General features: G+C 64.4%; 22 protein-coding genes. 8 read left to right on the forward strand and 14 right to left on the reverse strand.

What is annotated here, in order from left to right; genetic code table 11:
- The first annotated feature begins 1 nt into the window (after window position 1).
- The 3 genes from ACFVTG_RS14410 to ACFVTG_RS14420 are packed head-to-tail and all read left to right on the forward strand — an operon-like array spanning window position 2 to window position 2,421.
- Window positions 2-730, forward strand: coding sequence for an ABC transporter ATP-binding protein (locus tag ACFVTG_RS14410; protein ID WP_284751034.1), 729 nt, complete (start codon window positions 2-4; stop codon window positions 728-730).
- A complete protein-coding gene (locus ACFVTG_RS14415) occupies window positions 727-1,971 on the forward strand; it encodes an ABC transporter permease (RefSeq protein WP_390281447.1) in 1,245 nt (414 codons plus the stop codon). The genes ACFVTG_RS14410 and ACFVTG_RS14415 overlap by 4 nt, the downstream gene beginning before the upstream one ends.
- Before the next feature lie 57 nt (window positions 1,972-2,028).
- Window positions 2,029-2,421 (forward strand): hypothetical protein, encoded by a 393-nt coding sequence (locus tag ACFVTG_RS14420; protein ID WP_390281449.1) that lies wholly within the window; start codon window positions 2,029-2,031, stop codon window positions 2,419-2,421.
- A gap of 189 nt (window positions 2,422-2,610) precedes the next feature.
- Here the strand turns inward: ACFVTG_RS14420 and ACFVTG_RS14425 are convergent, their stop codons facing one another.
- The 5 genes from ACFVTG_RS14425 to ACFVTG_RS14445 form a co-directional block, all read right to left on the reverse strand.
- Window positions 2,611-3,804, reverse strand: a complete 1,194-nt coding sequence (locus ACFVTG_RS14425) for an MFS transporter (RefSeq protein WP_284751031.1) — start codon at window positions 3,802-3,804, stop codon at window positions 2,611-2,613.
- 337 nt (window positions 3,805-4,141) lie between these two features.
- Window positions 4,142-5,824, reverse strand: coding sequence for an ABC-F family ATP-binding cassette domain-containing protein (locus ACFVTG_RS14430; protein WP_284751030.1), 1,683 nt, complete (start codon window positions 5,822-5,824; stop codon window positions 4,142-4,144).
- 34 nt (window positions 5,825-5,858) lie between these two features.
- The gene (locus ACFVTG_RS14435; RefSeq protein WP_390281452.1) at window positions 5,859-6,437 is read right to left on the reverse strand and encodes a TetR family transcriptional regulator; all 579 of its coding nucleotides are present in this window, start codon (window positions 6,435-6,437) and stop codon (window positions 5,859-5,861) included.
- 23 nt (window positions 6,438-6,460) lie between these two features.
- Window positions 6,461-7,741: an FAD-dependent oxidoreductase gene (locus ACFVTG_RS14440; RefSeq protein ID WP_390281454.1), complete on the reverse strand. Its 1,281-nt coding sequence runs from the start codon at window positions 7,739-7,741 to the stop codon at window positions 6,461-6,463.
- 183 nt (window positions 7,742-7,924) lie between these two features.
- Window positions 7,925-9,571 carry a PucR family transcriptional regulator gene (locus tag ACFVTG_RS14445; RefSeq protein WP_390281456.1) on the reverse strand — a complete coding sequence of 549 codons (1,647 nt, stop codon included), beginning with the start codon at window positions 9,569-9,571 and terminating at the stop codon, window positions 7,925-7,927.
- 127 nt (window positions 9,572-9,698) lie between these two features.
- On the opposite strand from ACFVTG_RS14445, the gene ACFVTG_RS14450 reads away from it, so the two are divergent.
- A complete protein-coding gene (locus tag ACFVTG_RS14450; RefSeq protein WP_390281458.1) occupies window positions 9,699-11,186 on the forward strand; it encodes a CoA-acylating methylmalonate-semialdehyde dehydrogenase in 1,488 nt (495 codons plus the stop codon).
- A 32-nt stretch (window positions 11,187-11,218) separates the two neighbouring features.
- On the forward strand, window positions 11,219-12,583 hold the full coding sequence (locus tag ACFVTG_RS14455; RefSeq protein ID WP_390281460.1) for an aspartate aminotransferase family protein: 1,365 nt from the start codon (window positions 11,219-11,221) through the stop codon (window positions 12,581-12,583).
- 18 nt (window positions 12,584-12,601) lie between these two features.
- Here ACFVTG_RS14455 and ACFVTG_RS14460 read toward each other — a convergent pair whose 3' ends face one another.
- The 3 genes from ACFVTG_RS14460 to ACFVTG_RS14470 form a co-directional block, all read right to left on the reverse strand.
- Window positions 12,602-14,569, reverse strand: a complete 1,968-nt coding sequence (locus tag ACFVTG_RS14460; RefSeq protein WP_390281462.1) for a penicillin-binding transpeptidase domain-containing protein — start codon at window positions 14,567-14,569, stop codon at window positions 12,602-12,604.
- A gap of 89 nt (window positions 14,570-14,658) precedes the next feature.
- Window positions 14,659-15,315 (reverse strand): response regulator transcription factor, encoded by a 657-nt coding sequence (locus ACFVTG_RS14465; RefSeq protein WP_284751023.1) that lies wholly within the window; start codon window positions 15,313-15,315, stop codon window positions 14,659-14,661.
- Window positions 15,312-16,709, reverse strand: a complete 1,398-nt coding sequence (locus tag ACFVTG_RS14470; RefSeq protein WP_390281464.1) for a sensor histidine kinase — start codon at window positions 16,707-16,709, stop codon at window positions 15,312-15,314. Before ACFVTG_RS14470 ends, ACFVTG_RS14465 begins: the two co-directional genes overlap by 4 nt.
- A 194-nt stretch (window positions 16,710-16,903) precedes the next feature.
- Here ACFVTG_RS14470 and ACFVTG_RS14475 point away from each other — a divergent pair, with 194 nt between their 5' ends.
- Window positions 16,904-17,995 carry an ABC transporter permease gene (locus tag ACFVTG_RS14475; RefSeq protein WP_390281467.1) on the forward strand — a complete coding sequence of 364 codons (1,092 nt, stop codon included), beginning with the start codon at window positions 16,904-16,906 and terminating at the stop codon, window positions 17,993-17,995.
- 37 nt (window positions 17,996-18,032) lie between these two features.
- Window positions 18,033-18,731 carry an ABC transporter ATP-binding protein gene (locus tag ACFVTG_RS14480; RefSeq protein WP_390281469.1) on the forward strand — a complete coding sequence of 233 codons (699 nt, stop codon included), beginning with the start codon at window positions 18,033-18,035 and terminating at the stop codon, window positions 18,729-18,731.
- 71 nt (window positions 18,732-18,802) lie between these two features.
- On the opposite strand, the gene ACFVTG_RS14485 is transcribed toward ACFVTG_RS14480, so the two are convergent.
- Window positions 18,803-19,195 carry a helix-turn-helix domain-containing protein gene (locus ACFVTG_RS14485; RefSeq protein ID WP_284988547.1) on the reverse strand — a complete coding sequence of 131 codons (393 nt, stop codon included), beginning with the start codon at window positions 19,193-19,195 and terminating at the stop codon, window positions 18,803-18,805.
- Window positions 19,196-19,278: 83 nt separating this feature from the next.
- Here ACFVTG_RS14485 and ACFVTG_RS14490 point away from each other — a divergent pair, with 83 nt between their 5' ends.
- The gene (locus ACFVTG_RS14490; protein WP_390281473.1) at window positions 19,279-19,884 is read left to right on the forward strand and encodes an NAD(P)-dependent oxidoreductase; all 606 of its coding nucleotides are present in this window, start codon (window positions 19,279-19,281) and stop codon (window positions 19,882-19,884) included.
- Between the two features lie 169 nt (window positions 19,885-20,053).
- Here the strand turns inward: ACFVTG_RS14490 and ACFVTG_RS14495 are convergent, their stop codons facing one another.
- The 5 genes from ACFVTG_RS14495 to ACFVTG_RS14515 all read right to left on the reverse strand — a co-directional run bounded on the left by ACFVTG_RS14495 (window position 20,054) and on the right by ACFVTG_RS14515 (window position 26,040).
- Entirely contained in the window at window positions 20,054-21,499 is a 1,446-nt protein-coding gene (locus ACFVTG_RS14495; RefSeq protein WP_390281475.1) for a phytoene desaturase family protein, read from the reverse strand.
- A complete protein-coding gene (locus ACFVTG_RS14500) occupies window positions 21,492-23,045 on the reverse strand; it encodes a glycosyltransferase family 87 protein (RefSeq protein WP_390281477.1) in 1,554 nt (517 codons plus the stop codon). Before ACFVTG_RS14500 ends, ACFVTG_RS14495 begins: the two co-directional genes overlap by 8 nt.
- 188 nt (window positions 23,046-23,233) lie before the next feature.
- Window positions 23,234-23,374, reverse strand: a complete 141-nt coding sequence (locus ACFVTG_RS14505) for a hypothetical protein (RefSeq protein WP_172465581.1) — start codon at window positions 23,372-23,374, stop codon at window positions 23,234-23,236.
- 584 nt (window positions 23,375-23,958) lie between these two features.
- A complete protein-coding gene (locus ACFVTG_RS14510; protein ID WP_284751015.1) occupies window positions 23,959-24,543 on the reverse strand; it encodes a histidine phosphatase family protein in 585 nt (194 codons plus the stop codon).
- Entirely contained in the window at window positions 24,544-26,040 is a 1,497-nt protein-coding gene (locus tag ACFVTG_RS14515; RefSeq protein WP_390281480.1) for a CCA tRNA nucleotidyltransferase, read from the reverse strand. It abuts the gene before it with no gap.
- Window positions 26,041-26,183 lie beyond the last annotated feature (143 nt).

Raw genomic sequence — 26,183 nt, forward strand, 5'->3', positions numbered from 1 at the left:
CGTGAACGACGCTGTCATCCAACTGGACTCCGTGAGCAAGATCTATGGCAAAGGGGAGGCCGAAGTACGGGCACTTGATTCCGTCAGCATCTCCATTGACCGGGGCGATTTCGTAGCCATCATCGGCGCCTCGGGCTCCGGAAAATCCACCATGATGAACATCATCGGCTGCCTCGACGGCGCAACCGAGGGTACTTACCACCTGGACGGCATCGATACCGGGACCTTGGACGAATTCCAGCTCGCGCAGATCCGCAACCGGAAAATCGGCTTCGTCTTCCAGAACTTCAACCTGATACCGCGTACGCGGGCCGTGGACAACGTCTCCATGCCGCTCGCGTACGCAAAAGTGCACCGCAAGGAACGGCGCGAGCGGGCCTTGCAAGTGCTCGATTCAGTGGGTTTGGCAGAACGGGCCGACCACAAACCTTCGCAGCTCTCGGGAGGTCAGCAACAGCGTGTTGCCATCGCCCGGGCCCTGGTGACCAACCCGGTGTTGCTGCTGGCCGACGAGCCAACGGGAGCCTTGGACACCAAGTCCTCGCACGAGATCCTGGATCTCTTCGAGTCCTTGCACGCCAACGGCCGGACCATCGTGATGATTACCCACGAGGCGGACGTCGCGGCGCGGGCCAACCGTGTTGTGCGATTCCAGGACGGGCACATCATCGAGGACCACCGGCTTCGGGACGTCCACGCCCACCCTGTAGCGACGGCGGTGCCGGCATGATGATCGCCGAATCCGTCCGCTTCGCCCTGACCGGGGTGATGGCCAACAAGATGCGCTCCATCCTCACCACCTTGGGCATCCTGATCGGCATCTCGTCCGTGATCATCCTCCTGGCCGTAGGCGCCGGAACCTCGAACGCCATCAAGGCCCAGATCGGCAAACTGGGAACCAACGTGCTCACCGTGAGCCGCCAGACGACCGCTGGCGGCCGCGCCGCAGGCGGACAAGCCGTCACCGGTCCGCGGTCCCGCGGCACCAACCTGACGCTCCAGGACATGGCCGCGCTGACAGATCCCGTCATGGCCCCCGACGTCGCCGCAACGGCGCCGGTGGTCACGGCACAGAACGTCACGGGTACTTACCAGGACGCAACCCACGCCGTCGCAACATTCGTGGGGACCACGCCGTCGTACTTTTCCATTTCGAACGACACGCTCGCGGCGGGGTCCTACTTCAGCGACGGTGACGCAAGCAACGGCACCGCGGTAGCCGTGATCGGCAATACTGTGGCGCAAGACCTCGTGGGCAGCTCAGTGACCTCGGCCGTGGGGCAGACGATCGCCCTCAACGGACAGAACTTCGTGGTCTCCGGCGTCCTGGCTCAAAAGGGGTCCTCGGGCCTCAACGACCCAGACGACATTGTGGTGATCCCTTACAGCGCAGCCCAGGACAAGTTCACTGGCTACTCGCCTTCCCTCGCCTCCATCACCGTCCAGGCCAAATCAGCGGAAGTGATGAACCAGGCCCAGAACGAGGTTCAAATGATCCTCGATGCCCGGCACAACGTCACCTCCGCCAACCGTGACTACCAAGTGCGGAACCAGGCGCAGATCCTTACGACGGCCACCACCACCACGGCCACCCTGACCGTCCTCCTGGGCGCCGTGGCCGGCATTTCGCTCCTGGTTGGCGGAATCGGCGTCATGAACATCATGCTCGTCACCGTCACCGAGCGTACGCGCGAAATCGGCATCCGCAAGGCGATCGGAGCCTCGCGGGGGAGCATCGTGAGCCAGTTCCTCATCGAATCGCTCATCATTTCGCTGATCGGCGGGGTGCTGGGCATCGCTGCGGGCTACATCGGCAGCGCATTCCCGGTGTTGGGAACCCAGCCAGAAGTCCAGTGGTGGACGGTGTGGCTGTCGTTCCTGGTATCCGCGGCAATCGGCCTGGTCTTCGGGATCTACCCGGCCAACAAGGCGGCGAAACTACGGCCGATCGACGCCCTGCGGTACGAATAACCACCCACCGTTCCACTCCCAGCAACTAAAAGAAGAAACAGCCAACAGGAGCCACAAATGTCCTATTCAGCACCCGAGCCCGGCCCCACGAACCAGCCGGAGCCCCAGCAGCCCTACCCCGGACAGCCAACCGCGGTCCTGCAAGCCACTGGCCAGGAACCCAGCGGGCAGGGTTGGGGCCAACCCCAGACGCCGGAGCCGTTCGTTCCCAAGAAGCGCTTCAAGATGGGCCGCCTGACGCAGATTCTCCTTGCAGTGCTGCTGGTTGCCGTCGGATTCTTTGCCGGCGTCGGCGTCACTAAGGCAATGGACGCGGGCCAGGCCCGTCCAGGCCGCGGCCAGTTCCAGAACTTCAACGGCGGCCAGGGCCGGAACCGGCAGAGCGGCGCTCCCACCAACGGGGCATCGCCAACCGCCATTCCTTCGGCACCCGCCACCTCGGCTCCGTAGCCACCGTCCCCGTAGCAACCCAACTGACTTGCAGTTGTTGTCGTTTAGTCGCGGCAAAACGACAACAACTGCGAGGGCCCACGCCGCCAGTGTTCCCTGGCCGTGGGGCCACACCGGCGAGGGTCCCTGCCTGAGCTTGCGAAGGCTGGGAGCCGGTGGGGACTTGCGAGGCGAGGGTGGCGGCGGGGATCAGTTGTCTTTAACCAAAGGCTTCGCGGCGCCGGCCAGCCACAGGGCAATCAGGATCGGCACCCCGATGGCCAGCAGGGCCATGTTGATGCCCGTGTGATCGCCCAGGTATCCCAGAAGCGGCGGGCCGGCGAGAAACGCAACATAACCGATTGTCGAGACCACCGAGACGCGCGCGGCGGCGTGTTTCGGATCATCGGCAGCAGCGGACATGCCCATGGGGAAGGCCAAGGCTGCCCCGATACCCCAAAGAGCCGCACCCATCCCGGCAAGGATGAGGTTGCCCGCGAAGACGAAGAGCGCCAGGCCCACTGCTGCGGCGGCCATGCTGGCCCTCAGCACGGCTACGCGTCCGAACCTGTCGATCGCGCGTCCGCCGAGGAAACGCATCAGGGTCATCGCCGCCACGAAGAGCGCAAACAACAGAGCGCCCGTCGATTCGCTCGTATTCAGGCCATCCACGGAGGCCTTGGCGATCCAGTCGTTTCCGGCGCCTTCCGTGAGGGTTGCTCCGAGCACCACCACACCGATCAACAGAGTGCGGGAGTCCCGCCACGCCGACGGACCCTTGACGGCGGGCGCGCCGCCGTCGGGCGTCGTTCCTGCGGTTTCGTGGCGCATGAAGTAACGCGGCGCCGTCAACGTGAGTAGTACGACGACGCCGGCAATGACCAGCAAGTGCTCCGGAAGTCCGACGCCGATCTCGGAAAGCCACGCACCAATCAGCGCACCCACAAAGGCGCCCCCGCTAAAAGCGGCGTGAAACTGCGGCATGATGGTCCGCCCGAGCCGGTGCTCGACGTCGGCCCCTTCGATGTTCTGGGACACATCCCACAGACCTACCCCCACACCGAAGAAAAACAGTGCCAGCGCGGTGGCGGCCACGGAGCCGGCCATCAGGGAGAACGCGATGGCCGCTCCGGCCGAGGCAGCGAGCAGCCCGGCAGCGCGCACGGTATTAGCCGTCCCGATCCTCCCGACAACCCATCCCGCGGAGGGCAGCGCAACAAGGGACCCGACGGCGGTGCACAGCAAGAGGGTGCCCATCTGTCCCGATGTCAGGTTCAAAGTCTGGGTCACGGCGGGTATGCGTGCCGCCCAACTGGCAAAAACCAGCCCGTTCATGCCGAAGACCAGGAAAGTGGCGATTGCCGCGGCTTTGACGTTCGGGGCGGTTCGGGTGCTGGTGGTCATACGATCACAACTTCCACGGAGAGATTTTCAAGTAGGGTGCGTTCTTCAGTGCTTGGCTTCCGGTCCGTCACAATGACATTTACCGCGTCCATGGCTGCAACCAAGGCCACGGCCTGTGCATTCCATTTGCTCCCTGTGTGCCGAACGGCTCAGACGCTCGCTCACCTATGGGGCACTTTGGGCTGACGCTCGCTCACCTATGGGGCGTTTCGGGCTGACGCTCGCTCACTAGAGGTGAGCGAGCGTCATGTGATGACACGCCAAAGGTGAGCGAGCGTTCCGAAAAAACGCGCCAAAGGTGAGCGAGGGTTCCCAGCCCGGGGGAGCAGGCTGGAAGCTAGCGCGCCCGCTCTACCCGGGACTCGTCCCAGACGGGCTCGTCGGACTCGTAGACCTTGCCGTCGGATCCGAAGACGAGGAAACGGTCGAAGGACTTCGCGAACCAGCGGTCGTGCGTGACAGCCAGGACGGTGCCTTCGAACGCGTCGATGGCGCGTTCCAAGGCTTCGCCCGAGTGCAGGTCCAGGTTGTCCGTCGGCTCGTCCAGGAGCAGGAGCGTAGCGCCGGACAGCTGAAGGAGCAGGATCTGGAAGCGCGCCTGCTGCCCGCCGGAGAGCGACTCGTACTTCTGCTCGGCCGAGCCCACCAGCCCGTAGGAGTCGAGCGCGCCGGAAGCGGCTTCGCGGCCCAGGCCGGAACGGTGTTCGTCGCCGCGGTGCAGGATGTCCAGGAGCGTCCGGCCCAGGAGGTCCGGACGGGAATGGGTCTGCGCGAAGAATCCGGGACGGATCCTGGCACCCAGTTTGACGGTGCCTTCGTGCGGAACTTCGGCGATCTCGACGTCGGAAACGGGCAAGTGCTCGCGCTCCGGATCGGTGCCGCCGGCAGCAAGGAGCCGCAGGAAGTGGCTCTTGCCCGATCCATTGGAACCCAGCACGCCCACGCGGTCCCCGAACCAGATTTCGGTGGAGAACGGCTTCATGAGGCCAGTGAGTTCAAGCTTTTCAGCCACCACGGCGCGTTTGGCCGTTCGGCCTCCCTTGAGGCGCATGTGCACGTTCTGCTCGAGCGGCAGGGCTTCGGGCGGCCCGGCCTCCAGGAACTTGGCGAGCCGCGTCTGGGCGGCTTGGTATTTGTTTGCCATGTCCGAGCGGAATGCAGCCTTGGTCTTGTACATAATGACGAGTTCCTTGAGCTTCAGGTGCTCCTCGTCCCAGCGCTTGCGCAGTTCCTCGAATCGCGCGTTGCGGTCGATCCGCGCGTCCACATAGGTGCCGAAGCCGCCGCCGTGCACCCAGGCGCCGGCACCGTTGATGCCGGGTTCCAGGGTCACGATGCGGCCCGCCGCGTTGTTGAGCAGCTCGCGGTCGTGGCTGATGAAGAAGACCGTTTTCTTGGATTCGTTGAGCTTGCTTTCGAGCCAACGCTTGCCGGGAACATCCAGGTAGTTGTCCGGCTCATCGAGGAGCAGCAGCTGATCCGGTCCGGAGAAGAGCGCTTCAAGCACCAACCGTTTTTGCTCGCCACCCGAAAGGCTCGACGCCGGACGGTGCTGCGCGCGGTCAAAGGGGATGCCGAGCGCGGCCATGCAGACCTCGTCCCAGACGGTCTCGACGTCGTACCCTCCCGCGTCTCCCCAGTCCACGATCGCTTGGGCGTACCGCATTTGGGTGGGTTCGTCGTCGTGCTCCATCATGGCGAGCTCGGCGTCCTCAACCGCCTTGGCGGCCGCGGCGAGGGCCGGCGGCGCGGCTGAAACGAGCAGGTCACGCACGGTGGATTCATCGCGGACCTGGCCGACGAATTGGCGCATGATGCCCATGGTGCCGGAACGACCCACCACTCCTTCGTCGGGCGTGAGGTCGCCGGCGATGATCTTGAACAGGGTGGTCTTTCCCGTTCCGTTGGGCCCGATCAGGGCTGTTTTGCTACCGTCCGGGACCTTGAAGGTCACGCCGTTGAGCAGCTGGGTGCCGTCGGAGAGGAAGTAATCTATACCGGAAACGTCGATGTGGGCCACGCGTACAATCTTCCCACGGACCGCGGGGGACTCCTCAGCCGCCCAGGTGGTCCGCACCCACCGCGCCAGTGAGATAGCGCTGGATTGTCGGCCCCAGCGCTTGGACGACGACGGCGTGCGGCGCCGAGGCGATCGGCTCCAGTTTGATCAGGTAGCGGGTCAGGATGAGCCCCGAAAGCTGCGACGCCACCAGGTTTCCGCGCCAGGATGCCTCCTCGGCGGGCACCCCAAGGCCAGCGAGAAGCGGTTTGATAGCCCGGTTGAGAATGAACTCGCGGACCAGCGCGGCACTCCATTCGTGCTGCATCGCCGTCCGCAAGACCGCGACGCCGGCTGCCCCCGCCGGCGAGTCCCATACGGCGAGGAAGCGCGTCACCAGCCGCTCCCCGGCGCCTTCCCGTGGCCCGCCCAGGACAGCCGATATGTGATCCTTGGGGTCCACGGGTGACTCAAGCGCAGCCATGAACAGCTGCTCCTTGGTGCCGAAATGGTGGTTGATCATGGACGGATCCACGCCGGCCTCGGCCGCGATGGCCCGGACTGTTGCGGCGTCATATCCTTTTCGGCTGAACTGTTCGCGTGCCGCCCGGAGAACCGCGTCCCGGCTGCTCACTTGCCCCGGACGGCGACCCCTGTTCACCCCGACTTCCGGTTCACGGCGGCCTTCCGGCGCGCGAAGTCCGGGGCGTGCTCCGGCCGCGGGCCGAAGGCGATCATGAGGGCTGGAAGTTTCCGGAACCAGGGAACGTGGAGCGCGACAAAGACCACTGGACTCGGCGGGCCCATCAACCGGCCTTTCACAGCGGGACCGAAGACCGCTTTCTGAATGACAAGCTGCGCATTCTGGATCACCACGGTGGGGAACCAGCGCCGCTTCTGCACCGAAGCGAGATCTGCCTCGCCAAGGGTGCCCTGAAGCAATGGGCGGGCGATGCGCTGGGCCGCGGCGACGGCGTCCTGGATGGCGAGGTTGATCCCCACACCGCCTGCTGGAGACATGGCGTGTGCGGCATCTCCGATGAGGAGGAGACCAGGTTTGTGCCATGGCTTGATCCGGTTGAGCTTCACATCGAGCAAATGGAGATCGTCCATAGATCTGATTTCGTCTACGCGGTCTGCCAGATCCGGGCGGATGCGGGCCACGCGTGCACGGAAGCTTTCCACGCCTTCGGCGCGCAATTGCGGGTCTTTGCCCTTCTCCGCGAGGTAGGCGATCTGGTAAAAGTCCTTGCGGGTCAGGCTGAGGAGCACATCGGAGCCGGAGAAGCGGGGCATGATCGAGGCCAGCTGTTCCTGCTCGTCCGCGTGCCGGGAGAGCCTGAACCACCAGGTGTCGAAGGGCACGGGGAACTCGCGGGGGACCAGTCCTGCCTTCTGCCGGAGCACCGAGCTGCGGCCGTCGCATGCCACCGTCAACGTCGCGCGAAGCTCCCCTGTTCCGGTTTCGACGCCGGACGCCGCGTCCCGGGTGCGGTACGCCACGCCGGCGACCTTCCCGCCGACGTCGTACAGCAGATCCGTGGCCTCAGTGTTCATCCGGAGCGTGAACTGCGGCTCTTGCTGCGCGGCGTCCACCAGGAAATTCAGGAGGTCCCACTGCGGAACCATAGCTACGTAATCGTAGGGTGGCTTGAGGCGGTCAAAGTCGGCCAGGGTCACTTCCTTGCCGCCCGTGGGGAGTTTGAAATTGCCGAGCTTGCTTTGCGGCAAGGCCCGGAATCCTTCGCCCAGCCCAAGCTCATCCAGGAGTCGGATGGTGGAGGCGTGCACGGTGTCGCCGCGGAAATCGCGCAGGAAATCGGCATGCTTTTCGAGGACGGTGACCTCGACGCCGGCCCGGGCCAGAAGGAGTCCGAGCATCACCCCGGCGGGTCCCCCGCCCGCGATGACACATGTGGTGCCTTCAGGCTGGTTCATGGCCACTCCCGGAGTTGAAGTTCATTGTTGCAACTAATTCAACAAGCGTTGAATTAAGTGTGCACCCGTGGGGAAATCGTGTCCAGAGGCGCCCCTCGCCCTCCGACGCTCGCTCACGTATATCCCCTTTTCCGGCGACGCTCGCTCACATATCGCGTCAAGGCGCCCAAAGTGAGCGAGCCTCTACTGCCCCCGCAGCCGGTGCAGCATGAGGGCCACGTGCAGCGAGGTCCGTGATTCCGCGTCCTCCAGATCCACGGCCAGGAGATCCTCCAGCTTGGCCAGACGGGCGTACAGGGTCGGGCGGCTCAGGTATCCGCCGCGTGCCATGGCGGCCTTGTTGCCTCCGGATTCCAGATACCGGCCGAGCAGCTCCAGGTAACCGGGCCTGCCTTCGGCTTCGGCCTGCAGCACGGCCGCGAGCTCGGATTCCACGAACTGCTGGACCCGGGGATCACTGCGGATCAGGGTCAGGAGGCCGCGGAGCCGGATGTCCGTGGCGCGGTAGTACGGTTTGCCTGGCTCGCGGAGGGTGGCCGCCGTTTCGGCAACGTGCGCGGCCTCGTCGATTCCGGCCGCCGCTTCCAGAAGCGAGGAGCGGCAGCGCCCGACGCCGATGGTCCAGTGCGGGGCGAAGTCGCCGCCGTGGGCGTGCAGTGCGCCGGCCAGGCGCTGCAGCGCGGTTTCCTCGAGCTGCCGTGCCGGGAGGGCAAGGATCATTCCCACCGAGCCTGAGTGGATGCTGGCCGTCAATCCGCTGCTGGCCGTGGATTTCAGTGCCCTGGCCAGCGTTTCCAGCAAGACGCGTGCCTCTTGCTGACTTGCCAAGGGGTCGCCGGGAAAGGGGGCCGCGGCGGGAAGCTCCGTCCGGAACACCAAGGGAAGGTAGTACGGCGATCGTTTCAAGCCCAGCGCGCCGGCGCGTGCGAGGGCTTCTGCCTCGCTGAGTCCGCGCGGCTGGCGAAGCGCGTTGAGCAGGCCGGACTGTGCCTGTTGGGTAAGTTCGCGCTGGTCCCGTTCGGCAAGGCGGTTGATGGCGAGGGTTTGCGCGGCCCGCTCAAGGACCATGACCGCCATGTCGTCGTCACCTCCGGCGCGCTGGGGCACCGGAACCACCAAGCGTCCCCAGAGCTGCTGACGCACACCGACCGGGACCTGCAGCCATCCCTCGGCGCCGACCCGCTGCTTTGCCGAACCATGGGCCTGCGCCGGCGAAGGGGTGGTCCGTGATCTCCGCTCCCAGTCGTCCAGCAGTTCCGTGGTTGCCACGTTGCGTGCGGAATAGGCAAGGACGAGATGTTGCAGGTCCTCCAGCACCACCGGCGCACCGATCATCGCGGCCGCCGTTTCCACTACTTGCTGCGTTCCGGCGCTCTCAAGGCTCAACACGGTGAATGCCTCATGGACGTCGCGCGCACGCTCCACCCGTTCGAGCTGCTCGGCAACGATCAACCGGTGAACGATCTCCGTGACTTCCACGAAGCGCACGCGACGCCGGACGATCACCACCGGCATCGAAGCCGAGCGGGCAGCGGACCGCAGTGCCGCCATCGTACGCTCGCGGGGCGCGGTGAGTTCCACGACCAGGCCCGCCGCCCCGGCGTGCTCCAGCGAGCGGATGTACGACGCCGCGCGGCCGGGTTCCTTGTCAAGCTCCAGGCCGGTGGTCAGCACCAGTTCGCCGCCGGAAAGCAGGCCTGTCAGGTCAAGGATCTCGCTGACGTGAACCCAGCGCACAGGCTCGTCCAGCCTGTCGGCTCCGCCCAGGACCTCCGGGTTGGCGCCGCGCACGACGGGAAGGTCAAGGATCACGCGAAGGGAGGGCAGCATTTACAAAGTGTAACCCTCACGTGTAATTTCTTTACACATCGTCTCTTATGGGAGCGACGTGGTGCGGACAAACTGGTCTCAACGCAGAAGCGAGCACCTCGTTCAGCAACAACGCCCAGGAGACCCCTTGAACACGATCGAGCACTGGATCAACGGCAGCTACGTCCCGGCCGGGGAGCGCACCGCCCCCGTGAGCAACCCCGCTACGGGCAAAGTCACGGCACGGGTGGCTTTGGCGAGCGTGGAAGACGGCAACGCCGCCGTCGCCGCCGCCAAGGCCGCCTTCCCGGCATGGCGCGATACGTCCCTCGCCCGCCGCACCCAGATCCTGTTCTCCTTCCGCGAGCTGCTGAACTCCCGCAAGGAAGAACTCGCCGCGATCATCACCTCCGAGCACGGCAAGGTCCTGGACGACGCATTGGGCGAGGTCACGCGCGGGCAGGAAGTCGTGGAGTTCGCTTGCGGCATCCCGCACCTGCTCAAGGGCAGCTACACGGAGAACGCGTCCACCAAGGTGGACATCCACTCCATCCGCCAGGCCCTCGGTCCCGTGGCGATCATCAGCCCCTTCAACTTCCCCGCCATGGTGCCCATGTGGTTCTTCCCCATCGCCATCGCCGCCGGAAACACGGTGATCATCAAGCCGAGCGAAAAGGTCCCCACGGCCGCCGTGTGGATGGCCGAACTCTGGAAGGAAGCCGGACTGCCGGACGGCGTCTTCAACGTCCTGCAGGGCGACAAGGTTGCCGTCGACACGCTGCTCACTCACCCCGACGTCAAGGCCGTCTCCTTCGTCGGCTCCACCCCGATCGCCAAGTACGTCTACGAGACCGCTACCGCGAACGGCAAGCGCGTCCAGGCGCTGGGCGGCGCGAAGAACCACATGATCGTCCTGCCCGACGCCGATCTCGACCTCGCCGCCGACGCCGCGATCAACGCCGGGTTCGGCTCCGCGGGCGAACGCTGCATGGCCATTTCGGCGTTGCTGGCCGTGGGCGACATCGCCGATGAACTGGTGGCCAAGATCGCCAGCCGCGCCCGCTCCCTGCGCACCGGCGACGGCCTGCGCGGCTGCGACATGGGCCCGCTCGTCACCGCCCAGCACCGGGACAAGGTGGCCGGCTACGTGGATGCCGGCGAGGCCGCAGGTGCCACGCTCGTCGTCGACGGGCGCTCGGTCATGCCCGACGCCGAGGGCGAGGGCTTCTTCGTCGGCCCCACCTTGTTCGACAACGTCACCACGGACATGTCCATCTATCGCGACGAAATCTTCGGCCCGGTGCTCTCGGTGGTCCGCGTGGACTCCTACGACGAGGCCCTCGCCACGATCAACGCCAACCCCTACGGCAACGGAACGGCGATCTTCACGAACGACGGCGGTGCGGCCCGCCGCTTCGAGAACGAAGTGGAGGTGGGCATGGTGGGCATCAACGTGCCCGTGCCTGTCCCGATGGCCTATTACTCCTTCGGCGGCTGGAAGAACTCCCTGTTCGGAGACACCCACGCGCACGGCACGGAGGGGGTCGGCTTCTTCACCCGCGGCAAGGCCGTCACCACCCGCTGGCTTGACCCCAGCCACGGCGGCATCAACCTCGGATTCCCGCAGAACAACTGACCAGACTGCCTCCTCCAGGAACGGAATCAATCATGACCTCGACAGTAGATACGCCCCTTCAAAGCGACATCGACTCCGCACGCCGCGCCTACGAGCTGGACCGCATGCACGTGTTCCACTCGTGGTCCGCCCAGGATCTGCTGGACCCCATGGTCATCTCGGCCGCCGAGGGATCGCACGTGTGGGACGGCGAGGGCAACAAGTACCTCGACTTCTCTTCCCAGCTGGTCAACACGAACATCGGACACCAGCACCCCGCGGTCGTCGCCGCCATCGCAGCCCAGGCAGCGAAGCTATGCACCATCGCACCCAGCTACGTCAACGAGGCCCGCTCCGAAGCAGCCCGCCTCATCGCCGAACGGACCCCGGGCGAGCTCAACAAGATCTTCTTCACCAACGGCGGGGCAGACGCCAATGAGCACGCCGTCCGCATGGCCCGGCTGCACACCGGCAGACAGAAGGTCCTTTCCGCCTACCGCTCCTACCACGGCGGCACCCAACTCGCCATCAACATCACGGGCGACCCCCGCCGCTGGCCCAACGACAACGGCTCCACCGGCACCATCCACTTCTTCCCGCCCTATCTCTACCGCACCGTCTTCCACTCCACCACGGAAGAGGAAGAGAGCCAGCGCGCCTTGGAGCACCTCGAGCAGCTCATCGAATTCGAGGGCCCATCCACCATCGCGGCACTGATCCTGGAATCGATACCTGGAACGGCAGGAATCTACGTGCCCCCGGCCGGATACATGCAGGGCGTCCGGGCGCTCTGCACCAAGTACGGCATCGTGTTCATCGCCGACGAGGTCATGGCCGGCTTCGGCCGCACGGGCAAGTGGTTCGCCGTCGAGCATTTCAACGTCGTCCCGGACCTGCTGACCTTCGCCAAGGGGGTGAATTCCGGGTACGTGCCGCTGGGCGGAGTGGCGATCAGCCCGGAGATCGCGGCGACGTTCGGCAAGCGCGTGTACCCCGGCGGCCTGACCTACTCCGGCCACCCCTTGGCCACAGCCGCAGCCGTCGCCACCATCAACGCCATGGAACGCGAGGGCATAGTGGAACACGCTGACCTGTTGGGCGGGACGGTGATCGGGCCTGCCCTTGCCGGCTTCGCCGCACGGCACAAGTCCGTGGGCGAGGTCCGCGGCAAGGGCGTCTTCTGGGCAATCGAGTTGGTCCGCGACCGTGAAACCCGGGAACCCCTGGCCGCCTATGGCTCCTCAAGCCCGGAAATGAACCAACTCGTGGCCGCCTGCAAGTCCCGCGGACTCATCCCCTTCGCCAACTTCAACCGCATCCACGTAGTCCCGCCGTGCAACATCAGCGTTGACGACCTCGAGGCCGGCCTGGCAATCCTGGACGACGTGCTGGACATCGCCGACGGACTGGTTCCCTAAAGCTGTAGTTCCCTGGCGTCAGCCGGCCGCGGTCAGGAACGACTTGAGCAGCGGGCCGCTGGTCGTCGCACCGAGGCCACCGTCTTCCACGAATACTGCCACTGCCAGGTCTCCATGCACTGCGACGATCCAGGCGTGTGTCTTGGGCGGGTTCTCGTTTCCGAATTCGGCCGTCCCGGTCTTCGCACCGACGGGCGCCCCGGGCACCGACGCGAGGAAACCGGCGTGGCCGGAGGTCACCACGGCCCTCATCATGTCACCGAGCGCGGCTGCCTCCGCCGGGGTGACCGGCTTGTCGGACGCCGGCGCGGAGGGCAAGGCCGACGACGACGGCGGCCCGGACGCCGTCGTCGTGGCACCCGCTGAGACTGAGCCGGGGTTCAGGACGAGTTGCGGCGACACCGGTGCGCCATGGGCCACCGAGGCGGCCATAATCGCTGCGGCCAGCGGGGAAAGCAGCACTTTGCCCTGGCCAATCATCGAAGCTGCGTGCTCGGTGCCGTCTGCGTTTCCCGGTACTGAGCCCAAGAAAGCCTCGGCCCCCAGCTTCGGGGCTTGGACTGCCACTCCCAATGAGGTTGCCGCCGACTCAAGCTGGGCTTGGCTTACCTTGTCCCGGGAACTGATGAAGGCCGTGTTGCACGAATGCGCAAAAGCGTCCCGCAGAGCGACAGAGCCGAGCGACGACTCTGGATAACCTTCGGCGTTCTTGAAAGTCCGGCCATCCACGGTAATTGTTGGTGTGCACTCAACCTTGGAATCGGGCGTCATTCCATTGCGGATCAAGGCGAGGGAATCGACGATCTTGAACGTGGAGCCCGGCGCGTACTGGCCCAGCATTGCCGTGTTGTAGCCGTTGCTTCCGGGGCCGGAAGCCGCTGCGAGGACGGCGCCGGTGGAGGGGCGGAGCGCGACAATTGCCGAAGCCGGGCCAACGCCGGCCAAGGTGTCTTCGGCGAGTTGCTGCAGGCGCGGATCCAGGGTTGTCTTCAGCGGATCGCCAGGCTTGGCGTCGACGGCAAAAAGCACCCGGCGTGGGTCGGGCTTCGCGGCCTTGATCTGGTCGTCGGTCATGCCTTGCGGACGGGCCTTGATGGAGACCCCATCCTGGCCACGAAGCTGGGCGTCGTATTGTTCCTCCAGGCCCCCGGTCCCGACGACGTCTCCCGCTTTGAAGGCACCCCCTGCCTTTTGGATCTGTTCGGCGCTTGCCTCAGCGACGGTACCCAGCACAGCACGGGCGAAGGTGCGTGTCGGTGCCAAAGGCAGTGAATCGGGAATGCCACGGGCACCTGGAATAGCAGCAATCTGCTGGTCCGTGATCGTCCGGCCGTCCTGACGCAGGGTGATGGCGCTGACGAAAGCCTGCGGGCCGGACGCCTGGACTTGTTTCACATACGCCGCTTCGTCCACGCCGACCAGTTGCGCCAGCTTCGCCGCTGAAGCAGCGGGATCCGCGGCTCCGATCGTAGTCTTGTCGATGCCGACGTAAACCACAGGACGGTAGCTGACCAATTTCGAGTCCCCTGCGCCGAGGATCTCGGCCCTGGTTGGCGCAGTGACGGTCTTGTCCAGGACTTCGCCGTCCTTCAAGTCCGGCTCCAAGAGAGTTGTAGTCCATTGGACGGCCCATTTGTCGCCTGATTTCTTCAGTGCGGCCTGGGAGGTGTACTTCCACTCCGCAGTTCCGATCTTCCACGTGAAGTTGAGCGGGACCGACGCTTTGTCGCCGTCGAGCTTCACCGCACCGCTTTCAACGGAAGGCTTGGCCGGATCGAGGGCCGCAAACACCGCCTTGAGCTGCTCGTTTGCCGCTGCGGCGTCTTTGCCGTCAACGGCGAGCGATCCGACGTCGAGCGCCGTCAGGGACGACGCGAGCTGCTTGGCAGCGCCTTCCGCCCCGGAGCGGCCGTCATCACAAGCGGTCAGCGACCCAGCAATCATCAGGGCGGCAAGCCCCAGGACAATGTTTTTAGTTTTCCCCATTTGCGCCATTATGCCTTCTTGGGCCGACAGGAATGATCCAAATCACAGCACGTTGCGCTTTTGTGATGCTCAAGAGCTGCGCGCCGACCCTACTGGCTGCGGATGATCCTGCGTTGAGTCGCCACCGCGATGGCCGCCGTCCGGTTGTCGACGCCCAGCTTGCTGTAGATATGCACCAAATGGGTCTTGACCGTGGCCTCGGAGATGAAGAGTTCCCTCGCCATCGCACGGTTGCTCATGCCGGTGGCGAGGAGCTCCACGAGTTGGACTTCGCGCGCACTCAGGGCATGCACAGGATTGCGGATCCTGCCCATGAGCCGCGCGGCAACCTCGGGAGCCAGGGCCGTCTGACCCGCTGCAGCAGATACCACGGCCTGCCGGATTTGCTCGGGTGGCGCGTCTTTGAGCATGTATCCGCTGGCACCGGCTTCCACTGCGGCGAGGATATCGGCGTCGTTGTCATACGTGGTCAGGATCAGGACCGGCGGTGGGGGAGTTCCGGCCTCACCGGCTTTGATCTTGCCTGTGGCGGTGACGCCGTCCATTCCCGAGCCCATTTGCAAGTCCATGAGAACCACGTCCACGGGTTCGCCGAGGGTGTGGAGCTTCGACAGTTCCGCCAACGCGGCTCCGCCGTCGGCTGCCTCCGCCACCACTTGGACTCCCTCGAAGTCTGCAAGCATGGCGCGGAGCCCCGCTCGGACCACGGGATGATCGTCAACCAGCAAAACCCTGATGTTGGTCATGGGGACGCCTCCAGAGCTGCGCTGCCAGCAACCAGCGGAAGCCGGATTGCCACCACAGTCCCCTCGCCGGGAGCCGACTCGACCTCGAGCGTTCCATTCAGCGCCGCGAGCCGTTCGCGCAGGCTCTTGAGCCCGACGCCGGTTCCGTCACCGCGGGCTGCCGCGGCAGCGGCCGCTGCGGGGTCGAAGCCCGCACCGTCGTCGAACACGTCCATGGTCACCTCGGCGTCCAGGAAGGAGAGAGTGACGACGGCGGTCCTCGCCTGGGCATGCGCCCACACGTTCGCCAGGGAAGACTGAGCCGCGCGCAACAAGGTGGTCTGGTAAGGGTTGGGCAGCGGCACCGGAGTGCCCTGGAGCTCGAAGCGGCAGCGCAACGTGGCTCCGCGTGCGGCGGCCTCGGCCTCGGTCTTGGTGCAGAGACGCCGCAGAGTGTCCGCCAAGGAGGATTCGACCAGTTCCGGGGACCCGAGTCCCCGGACAAAATTGCGGGCCTCCGCCAGGTTGCTGGCTGCTGTCTCCCGGACTGTCCTGAGTCGGTCGCGGGCAGCGGCGTGGTCACCGGCGTCGAGGGCTTTCTCCGCCGAGCGCCCCATCAGGACGATGCTCGAAAATCCCTGCGCCAGGGTGTCGTGGATTTCGCGGGCGAGCCTTTCGCGCTCAGCCAGCACGCCGGCGTCGTGCTGGCTACGTGCCAGCTCGGCCCGGGTGCGGCGCAATTCCTCGGCGGCGAGGCGTTGGTTCTCTGCCTCCACGTAAAGCGCCCGATACGCCAGGCCGGTGACAACAGCGAACGCGGCACCGAAAACAGGCCCGAGGACCATGCCAAGTTGCAAGGCATCCGCCCCGGCACCACGGTTATGGAACCACATGGCCGCGATCAGGAGTGCCGTGCTTGCAGCTATCGCGGGCAGGGCGAAGCGCCGCCGCAAGATATGCAATTGCACGAAGAACAACGGGAAAGCTATCCAAGCGAAGTCCGGAGTGATGAGCATGAGCAGCAGCCACAGGAAACCAACGACGGCGAGCCACCAGCGCGCATATGGCTTCGGATCGAAACGCTCGGAATTGCCGGCGTGTCTCTTTTCTAGAACCGTCCCCAAGAGGTAGACGGCAGCCAATAGCAGGGCAAGACCGAGGCCTGCCCAAGTGGCGAATGCCGAAAGGCCCGCGACCGCAAGCCTGACGACTGCCACCAAGAGAAGCACCGCAAAACCGACGTGCAGGCTGACGCGCAGGACACGCAAAATCACCGCGGAGCCACTGGGCTGCGCCGGCTCTCCGGGCTGCGCCGTCTCTTTGGGCTGCGCCGTAACGCTGGGCTGCGCCGTAACGCTGGGCTGCGCGGTAACGCTGGGCTGCGCGGTGGCTCGCGGCGAATCGTCTCCCTGCATGCCTTCCAGCGTAGCCTCGCCCTCCGACACTTTTGGCCCGGTTCCGCCGTATTCGTGCCCAATCAACCGAACGGTTGATCCGCGGGTCAACCAAGGCGATCGGATGGGTCCATCCACTTCCCGATGCTTCACGCGTCCCGTGCCCGGAGAGTTGAAACAAGACCAGAAGATCGCCTCCGAACCAAAGGAATTCCATGTTTCTCGCCGTGCGCGACATCCGCTTCGCCAAGGGCCGCTTCGCCCTCATGGGAAGCGTCGTCGCCCTCATCACACTCCTCCTCGTCATGCTCTCCGGGCTGACGGCGGGCCTCGGCAACCAGTCGACGTCGGCCATTGCAGCCCTTCCGGCGCAGCAAATCGCCTTCGGTGCGCCGGCCGGGGGCGAGGCGAGGGCCTCCTATACGGAATCGGAAGTCTCGAACCAACAGCTGGAAGCTTGGCGGAACCGGCCGGGGGTTGCTTCTGCCGAAGCCGTTGGTATCAGCCAGACGCGGTTTCAGTCCCTCGATTCCTCCAATAATGCTGCCGGCACTGCCAACGTCGCAGTCTTCGGGGCCGACGGCGGCATCTCGCCAGTAGCGGTCAAGGAGGGTGACGCGGTGGTCGGGGAGTCCTTGGCGAAGGAACTCTCTCTGAGTACCGGGAGCCGGGTGACGGTGGGCGGTACCGAACTGACGGTTTCCGGCATCACCCAGGATGAGTGGTATTCGCACACCGCAGTCGTCTGGACCTCCCGGGCTACGTGGCAGAAGCTTGCGCATATTCCTGCAGGGGAATCGATTGGGACGATCCTTGCCGTGACGTACGACGCCGGAGCCACCGTGGACCTCGACGCCGCCAATGCGGCGGCCGGCACTGTCAGCGCCACTCCGAATGGTTCGTTCCAGGCCCTCGGCTCCTACAAGAGCGAAAACGGCTCCCTCATGCTGATGCAGGCTTTCCTCTACGGCATCTCGGCCCTTGTCATCGTGGCATTCCTGACCGTCTGGACTGTTCAGCGCACCCGCGACATCGCGGTGCTCAAGGCCATGGGTGCCTCGTCCGGCTACGTGGTGCGGGACGCCCTGGTCCAGGCGGGAATCGTCTTGCTCGCGGGCGCGGGACTCGGTGGCGGCCTGGGCGTGCTGGGCGGCTTCTTTGCTGCCAAGGCGGCCCCGTTCCTCGTGACCCCGCTGACTACGCTCGTCCCGATTGCCGGGATCGTGCTCCTTGGGCTTGGCGGTGCGGCGCTGGCAGTACGCAGCATCACCAGAGTGGATCCACTCATTGCCCTCGGCGGCAACTAGGCAATCCACCCGAAAATATTCCACGAAAGGCATATCAATGAACCCCGTACTCAACCTCATCAACGTCACCCTGGAATACCCGGACGGCGATTCCACCCTCAAGGCCCTGGACTCCGTAAATCTCAGCGTGCACGCCGGCGAATTCTTTTCCCTCGTGGGCCCGTCCGGCTCCGGGAAGTCCTCGCTCCTGGCAGTCGCGGCGACATTGGTCCGGCCGGGTTCAGGGCTCGTTATCATCGACGGCACGGATGCCACAGGACTCAAGGACACCGAACTCACTTCCCTGCGCCGGGAGAAGGTGGGCATCATCTTCCAGCAACCCAATCTGCTTCCTTCGCTGACCGCCGTCGAGCAGTTGATCATCGGCGACCATTTCCGGGGGAAGCCGGCCAAAGCGGCACGCAAGCGCGCTACGGAACTGCTCGACGTCGTCGGGCTTGGGAGTTCTCTCAACAAGCGGCCGCACCAGCTCTCAGGAGGCCAGCGGCAGCGCGTGAACATCGCGAGGGCGCTCATGGGCCAGCCCCGAGTGCTGCTTGTCGACGAGCCGACGGCAGCCTTGGATCACGAGCGCAGTGAATCGATCGTGCGGCTGCTGCGCCAGGTCACGGACGAGTTCGCAACGGCGACCGTCATGGTCACGCACGACACCGAATTCCTGCCGCTCACCGATTCGGTCGCAACTATGCGGGACGGGCGCCTCGGTGTGGGCGTCCCCGTCGGAGCACCCAACTGACTAGCAGTTGTTGTCGTTATGAGGCCTCAAAACGACAACAACTGCGAGTCAGTTGGGCAAGAAACGAAGGGTCAGCCCCCGATGACAGCCTCGTCCTGGGCATCGTCATAAGCGTCGCGAGCCTTGAGAATGCTGGGCACGTGGTCCTCGGCCCAAAGGCGCAAGAGTGTCAATGGTTCCAATAGGGATGCTCCAAGTTCGGTCAGTTCATAGTCAACACGCGGGGGCACTTGCGCGTGGACAGTCCGGGTGATGAGACCATCGCGCTCCAAGGTGCGAAGGGTCTGGGTCAGCACTTTGGGCGTCACCACGTGGACCATCTTGCGAAGCTCGGAGAAACGGATGGGGCCGTCCGCGAGGACCTGGACCACCAACGAGGCCCATTTGTCTCCGATGCGCTGAAAGATCACTCGGGACGGGCAATCAGGGTCGAGGACGTTTGCTGGCAGATCATTGGTATCCATGAGGTAACTAAGTTCCTTTGAAGCTATCAGTATCAATTAGATACTGTTTTTCGTATTGCAAGGATAGCAACCCAAGGAGAGTCATGAAAATCGCAGTTTACGGCGCAACAGGCGTGGTCGGAAGCCAGATCGTCAACGAATCCCTCACCCGCGGCCACGAAGTCACTGCCATCTCCCGCAAGGGCTCAGAGGTTGCCGGAGCGAAGGCCCTCGCTGCCGATCTCGCTGATGGCCAGAGCTTCGCGGAGATCGCCAAAGAGCACGACGCCGTCATCCTCGCCACCGGCCCGAGCCGCACCGGCGGCGACCACGGAGAGTGGCTCGCGGCAATGGACACCGCCTACAGCAACGCAGAAGGCACGCGCCTCATGATCGTCGGCGGCGCAGGCACGCTGGAGATCGACGGCGTTCGGCTCCTCGATTCGCCCGACTTCCCTGAGGCCTACAAGGCCGAGGCCACCACCGCGGCCGCAGCTTTCGCCGCCGTCAAGGAAGCTCCCGAGAGCTTGGACTGGACCGTACTCGCACCCGCGCCCGTCATCCAGCCAGGTGAGCGCACAGGAAAGTACTCCACTGCCAAGGATTCCCCAGCCGGCAACACCATCTCCACGCAGGACTACGCCGTAGCCATGCTGGATGAGATCGAAACTCCGGCCCACCGCCGCGCCCGCTTCACGGCAGCCAACTAACCCAACGCCCGCTCACATCTGACGGCCCATTTGCCAACGCCGCTCACATATAAGGGAAAAACACCGATCGCTCCTGCAGATTATCTGCAGGAGCGATCCGTCGATTGGGCTCATAGGTGAGCGAGCGTTCGGGATCTTTCCGGCATAGGTGAGCGAGCGTCGGGGGTGGTTACGCGCCTAAGCCAAGCCCGGGTATCTGCAGGCCGAACATGTCCTTCAAGGCATGTTTAGCGGCGTGGTACCCGGGCATTCCTGTCACTCCGGGCCCAGGGGGCGTGGACGAGGAGCACAAGTACACTCCGGGCAAAGGGGTCCGCCACGGGACCGGGGAGAACACGGGACGCTGCACGAGCCCTCGAATGTCCATGATCCCCGCACTGAAATCGCCGCCCAGATAGTTCTCGTTGTAATCGGCCAAGCCTGCCGCCGTCGTCGTCTTCCAGCCAACCACCACGTCGCGAAAACCCGGCGCGAATTCCTCGATCCGCGACATGACCGCCTCGGCCATGTCAACGGTCGATCCCTTGGGCACGTGGCAATAGGACCAGAGGATGTGCCGCCCAGCGGGAGCGCGCCCGGGATCCACGATGGATGGCTGGGCCACCAGGACGTACGGCTTCGCGGGATGCCGGCCAGAGGCTACCAGGTTCTCGGCCTCGGCCATGGCGGCACGAGTGCCACCGACGTGAACCGTTCCGGCGGCGGCCAGCCCTGGAGCCGACCAGGGCACCGGCCCCGACAGGATGAAGTCAACCTTGCATGCTGCATTCCCGAAGCGGAATGTTTCCAGCGACCGCCTGTAGCGCCCGGGAAGCGCTGTACCCGCCACACGCAACAGTCCCGGGGGAGCGACGTCGAGCAGGATCGCCTTCGCCGGACGCAGCTCTTCCAAGGAATCGATCTGCGCACCGGTCTCTACCACTCCACCGTGGGCCTCGATATCCCGGACCATGGAATCGGCGATCGCCGCCGAGCCACCAATCGGAATCGGCCACCCGCCGGCGTGAGCCAGCGCACCCAGAAGGAGTCCCGTTCCCGCAGCGGCGAGCGAAGGAAGCGGCGCCACGGCATGCGCCGCGACACCAGTCAAGAGCGCTGGCGCCGCATCCCCGGAGAAGCGCCGGTTCCACCACGGCGAACCCTGCTCCAAGGTTGCCAGGCCGAGTCGTAAAGCCGCCACCGGATTGGCCGGGATCCGTAGCAGCTGATTCTGCGTCACGTCCAACACCCCGCCCAGCCGCTCTACCAACGGCCCCATCAGGCGGGTAAACGCAGCTCCGTCTGCCCCGAGTTCAGAAGCGGTCCGCTCCAGCGAACGATACGCGAGGGCCGCCCTGCCGCCGTCGAGCGGAGTTCCGTATTGGACGTCCGGCAAACGGAGCTCCACGCGCCGCCCGAGTTCAAAATCCCGGAAGAAACGCGAAGCCAGCGCCATCGGGTGGACCGCGGAACAGACGTCGTAGAGATGTCCCGGTTCCAGCAGTTCAGCCGTCCGTGTTCCCCCACCGATCGTCTCGGCAGCCTCGTACACCCGCACAGCCAGTCCCGCGCGAGCCATGACCACAGCGGCGGCCAAGCCGTTCGGTCCGGAGCCGACGACGGCGACGTCAGCCATCGCGTTCACCCTCGCCGCGCGTGGAAGGCAATGAATCGTGCTCAGGCTGTGCGGCATCGCCAGTCGACTTGGACGCGCCGGAGAACGCAGCTACCCGCCGCCAAGGCAACACCGATGACGCTGGACTCTTGAGGTCCACCCGGAACCAATCCTCGGCACCATTGAACTCACCGCCGTGAGGGTCATCCACACCCTGGACTCGGAGGGGATCCAGGTGGGGCTCCCAGATGTCCCACGCAACCCTCAGCATCAAATATGCCGTTACGGCCATATGTAGCATCACGGCCATGACGTAGTACGGCATATCGATGTTGTTCTGCGCCGCCCCGCCGCTGCTGATCTGACCGAGATACATCCACGTGGCGGCCCAATGCAACGCCTCGGCTGCCTGCCAGACCAGGAAATCGAGCCAGCGGGGTCTGGCCAAAGCCAGCAATGGCACTAGCCACAGGACGTATTGGGGCGAATAGACCTTATTGCTCAGGACGAAGGCTGCCACTATCAAGAACGTCAACTGGGCCAGCCGCGGGCGCCGAGGCGCTGTCAAGGCCAATCCTGCAATCAGAACGCACGCAAGGAGGAACATGTCCATCGCCAAGGCGTTGATGGCTCCGGGACCAAGTTGGGACAGCCGCAGGCGTTCGGCAACGAGGTTATAGGCGAACCACAAGGAGCTGTATCCGGCGGGGCGGTCCTGGGTGAAGTCGAAAAAGTACCGCCAGCCGGCTGGGTTCGCCGCGGCTACCGGGGCGTTGACCGCGAGCCACGCTACCGCGGCTGACAGGGTTGTCACGAAGAGGACCCGCAGCCGGCCGCTGCGTACCGCCAGTAGGAAGACTGCACCCAGTATGAGCACCGGGTAGAGCTTGGTGGCTGTTCCCAAGCCGATGAACAGACCGGCCAGGACGGGGCGTTCCTTCGCGAAGAAGTACATCCCCACCGCGAGCATGGCCACGGCCCACATGTCCCAATTGATTAATCCGGCCAGCACGATCGCGGGTGCCAGGGCCACCATGGCAGCGTCCCACGGGCGGCGTCGGTTGATGCGTGCGGTGGCCAGAACGACCACTATCCACATGGCCGCAATGAGGGTGGCGTTGACATCGAAGTAGCCAAGGATCCGATCGGGGCTGGCACCGTGCCCTGGTACGAGCCATGCGGTGACACCCGCTATAAGCCCCGTGATCACGGGGTACTCGAAGAGGGTTTTCTGGTCGAAGAGCGGAAACACGCCATCCGCAAGGCCCCGGCTGCTGAAAAGTTCGGGGAAGTCCGAGTAACAGGTCGCGTAAAACTGTTGGGGGGTGTGCCAGCCATTGACGCGGCAATAGCCCTTGATCAGGATCGACATGAGCGCGGCAACGATCGTGAGGATGATCAGGACCCGTTCAACAGTGAAGAATCCGGGGGAGACGGCTCCAGGGGAGGACCGCCGCCCGAGGGGTCCTCCGATCAGTTCGGTGAAGTTCCCCAGCAGGGAGTCGCTACGGCTGGGAACCACAAAGCGCGCACGCCTTTGCTGGATGTGCGGCTTCGTCTCCTGCATGGAATCGAGCTTACCTTCAGCCGCCCCCGACGGCGTCGAGTCCCGCCAGGGCCGGGCCCGCCGCACCCGGCCCGGCCGCCCGTTGAGCCTTTAAAAGGCGGAAGCCCACGCATAGCCGCGTGGGCTTCCGAGGCGAACGGTCCGATGTGTGCCATCAGTCCCTCCTGAATTGCAACTGTGGGGGACACTCAGCGGATGATGCCCATTTGATGCAGGACGACGTATACGTCTTCCCGGCGTTGGTCCAACAGTTGACCGTTGAAGAGGGTCTTGTCTTTGACGACGGGCTTGCCATTGAAGACCATCAGGTCCTTGAGGCGCTTGGCCAAGGGTTCACCTCCTTTCGTCATTGAAGAGAATTGCCGGAATTCAGGCATGACAATTAAGCCCCCTGAATTCGAAGAAAACAGCGGCAGAATTAGGCATGTGAATGCCGGGCAATAATGAGTGGATTAAGCGGATTTCGCGAATGACCGTGGACAGTACAGGAGCATGGAGCTCCGGTACGTGGTATCCAGGGGGCAGCCGTCCCCAACAAGAAGCTGGTTCCGAACTATGAGGAAACTGCGCACCACGTCGATCGCGTGATACCGCTCAATGGCAGGCCAAACTCGGAGCCTGATTGCACCTTGAACTGCCCCAAATAATCAGGGCAGGAAGTACATCAGGGGGAGTTAGGCCGCAAAACGGCGTCGAGCAGCAAAGGCCGGGGTGCCAGCAACGGTCATCTTCCATCCGCTAGTCAAAGTAATCATTTTCCCAACCTCCTTTTCTGCTTTGGCACTAGCCCAGCTGACTGACTGGATAGCGCACGCCTCAATCCCGGCAGATCGCTCTGGGATCAAAAATAAAGTTACACCATGAATCGCGCTGTTGACCAGCCAATTACAAACAATTTAGAAATTAATTCTTCTTACAGTCCCCAACGAAGAATGGCCGGCGTCCGCTTGTCCCATCCCAAGGTACAAACTTTGGCTGTTCCCAGGACAAAGTGGCGTCCTTCCCGAGCGTCCAATTCAAGCCAGCGGGCCGTGAGGATGCGGGAGAAATGGCCGTGGGCGACAATCAGGACGTTGTCCATCCCGGACTCCAGCACGCGCGCAATGATCTTGTCGGCACGGGCCGCCACGGAGTCGAGCGTCTCGCCATTCGGGACTCCATCGAACCAGATGAGGTAGTCAGGGTTGTCCTTGCGGATGAGGTCCGAGCTGATGCCTTCGTAGTCGCCATAGTTCCACTCCACGGCAAGCGGTTCATGAACGGCGTCGGGGAAGCCCGCCAACTCCGCGGTGCGCCGGGCTCGGCGCAGCGGCGATGTCAGGACCAAGTCGAAGTCGATGCCTTCCAGGATCTTGCGGGCTTCCACGGCCTGCTGCTCGCCTTCCACTGTCAAGGGAAGGTCCGTCAAACCGGTGTATTGGCCACTCTTGGACCATTCGGTCTCTCCGTGACGCATGATCCAGAGCTGAGGCCGGGAGGGCTTGGATGCAGGGTTCACTTAGGACTCCTCTGGTTCGGCGGTGCCTGTTTTGGCATCGACGGCTGGTTCCGATGAAAGTTCGACGGCGGACTCGGGTTGCCCTGCCCACCACGCCAGGAGCTTGGACTCGGCCTCCTCCTGGGACAATGGACCGCTTTCCATGCGCTCCTCAAGCAGGAACTTGTAGGCGCGGCCGACCACGGGTCCGGGCTTGAGTCCCAGCAAAGCCATGATCTGCGCTCCGTCCAGGTCCGGCCGGATGGCATTGAGCGATTCCTGTTCGGCCAAGACCTCAATCCGTTGCTCAAGGTCATCGTAGGCAAAGGAAAGCCGCTCCGCCTTGCGCTGGTTACGTGTGGTGACGTCGGACCGGGTCAGTCGGTGCAGTCGCTCCAACAAAGGCCCGGCGTCTGCGACGTAGCGGCGGACGGCGGAATCGGTCCAGCCCGCGTCCCCGTAGCCGTAGAAACGCATGTGGAGCTCTACAAGCCGCGCCACAGCCTTGATGGTGTCGTTGTCGAAGCGCAGGGCCTTCATGCGTTTTGCGGTCAGCTTGGAGCCCACCATGTCGTGGTGGCGGAAGCTCACCGCGCCGCCCGGTTCGAAACGGCGCGTCGCCGGCTTGCCGACGTCGTGCATTAGCGCGGCGAAGCGCAACACAAAGTCAGGACCCGGCACCGGGCCGTCCGGACCGGTCTCGAGCGACGCGGCCTGCTCCAGGACCTGCAGGGAGTGCTGGTAAACGTCCTTGTGCCGGTGGTGCTCATCGGCTTCAAGGCGCAGCGCGGAAACCTCGGGGAGGACGAATTCGGCCAGTCCGGTATCCACGAGGAGGTCGATGCCCGCGCGCGGGTGCGCACCGTTAATGAGCTTGACGAGCTCCTCGCGGACCCGTTCGGCGGAAATGATCTTGATCCGCTCGGCCATCCCGGACATGGCGAGGCGGACGTCGTCGTGCACCGCAACGCCGAGCTGTGCCGCGAAGCGGGCAGCGCGCATCATGCGCAGGGGATCGTCGGAGAATGACGCCTCCGGTGCTCCCGGGGTGGCGAGGACCGAGGCATGGAGATCGCGGACCCCGCCGAACGGATCCACGAGCTCCAGGGAGGGCAGCCGGAGGGCCATGGCGTTGATGGTGAAGTCGCGGCGTAGGAGGTCGTCCAGGAGCGAGGAGCCGAAAGCCACCGCGGGTTTACGCGAATCGGTATCGTAGGCCTCGGCGCGGTACGTGGTGATCTCGATCTGGAAGCCGGACTTCTTCATCCCGATCGTTCCGAAGGCGCGGCCGATCTCCCAGAAATTGTCTGCCCACCTCTTGATGATGGAGAGGGTCTGGTCCGGAGTGGCGTCTGTGGTGAAATCCAGGTCCGGTGAGACACGGCCAAGGAAGAGGTCCCGCACCGGCCCGCCAACCAGCGACAGTTCGAATCCAGCGTCCACGAACCGCTGACCGAGGTCCAGGACCACTGGATCCATCTGGAAATTAACTGAAGAACTGTCCAATACTTGCGCCATAGTTCCTTAAGCTTGTCAGATTTCGCAGCGCCATCCCACCGGATCCCTGTCATTGCGCTGCGATTGCGTAGCGATGACACCGGGATCACGGCCGAACGCCATCCGCGCGTCACCGCGAGTCCATGTCCCGGTCATCACCAACG

It is taken from the genome of Arthrobacter sp. NPDC058127, assembly GCF_042884555.1.
In the GTDB taxonomy this organism is placed as follows: Bacteria; Actinomycetota; Actinomycetes; order Actinomycetales; family Micrococcaceae; genus Arthrobacter.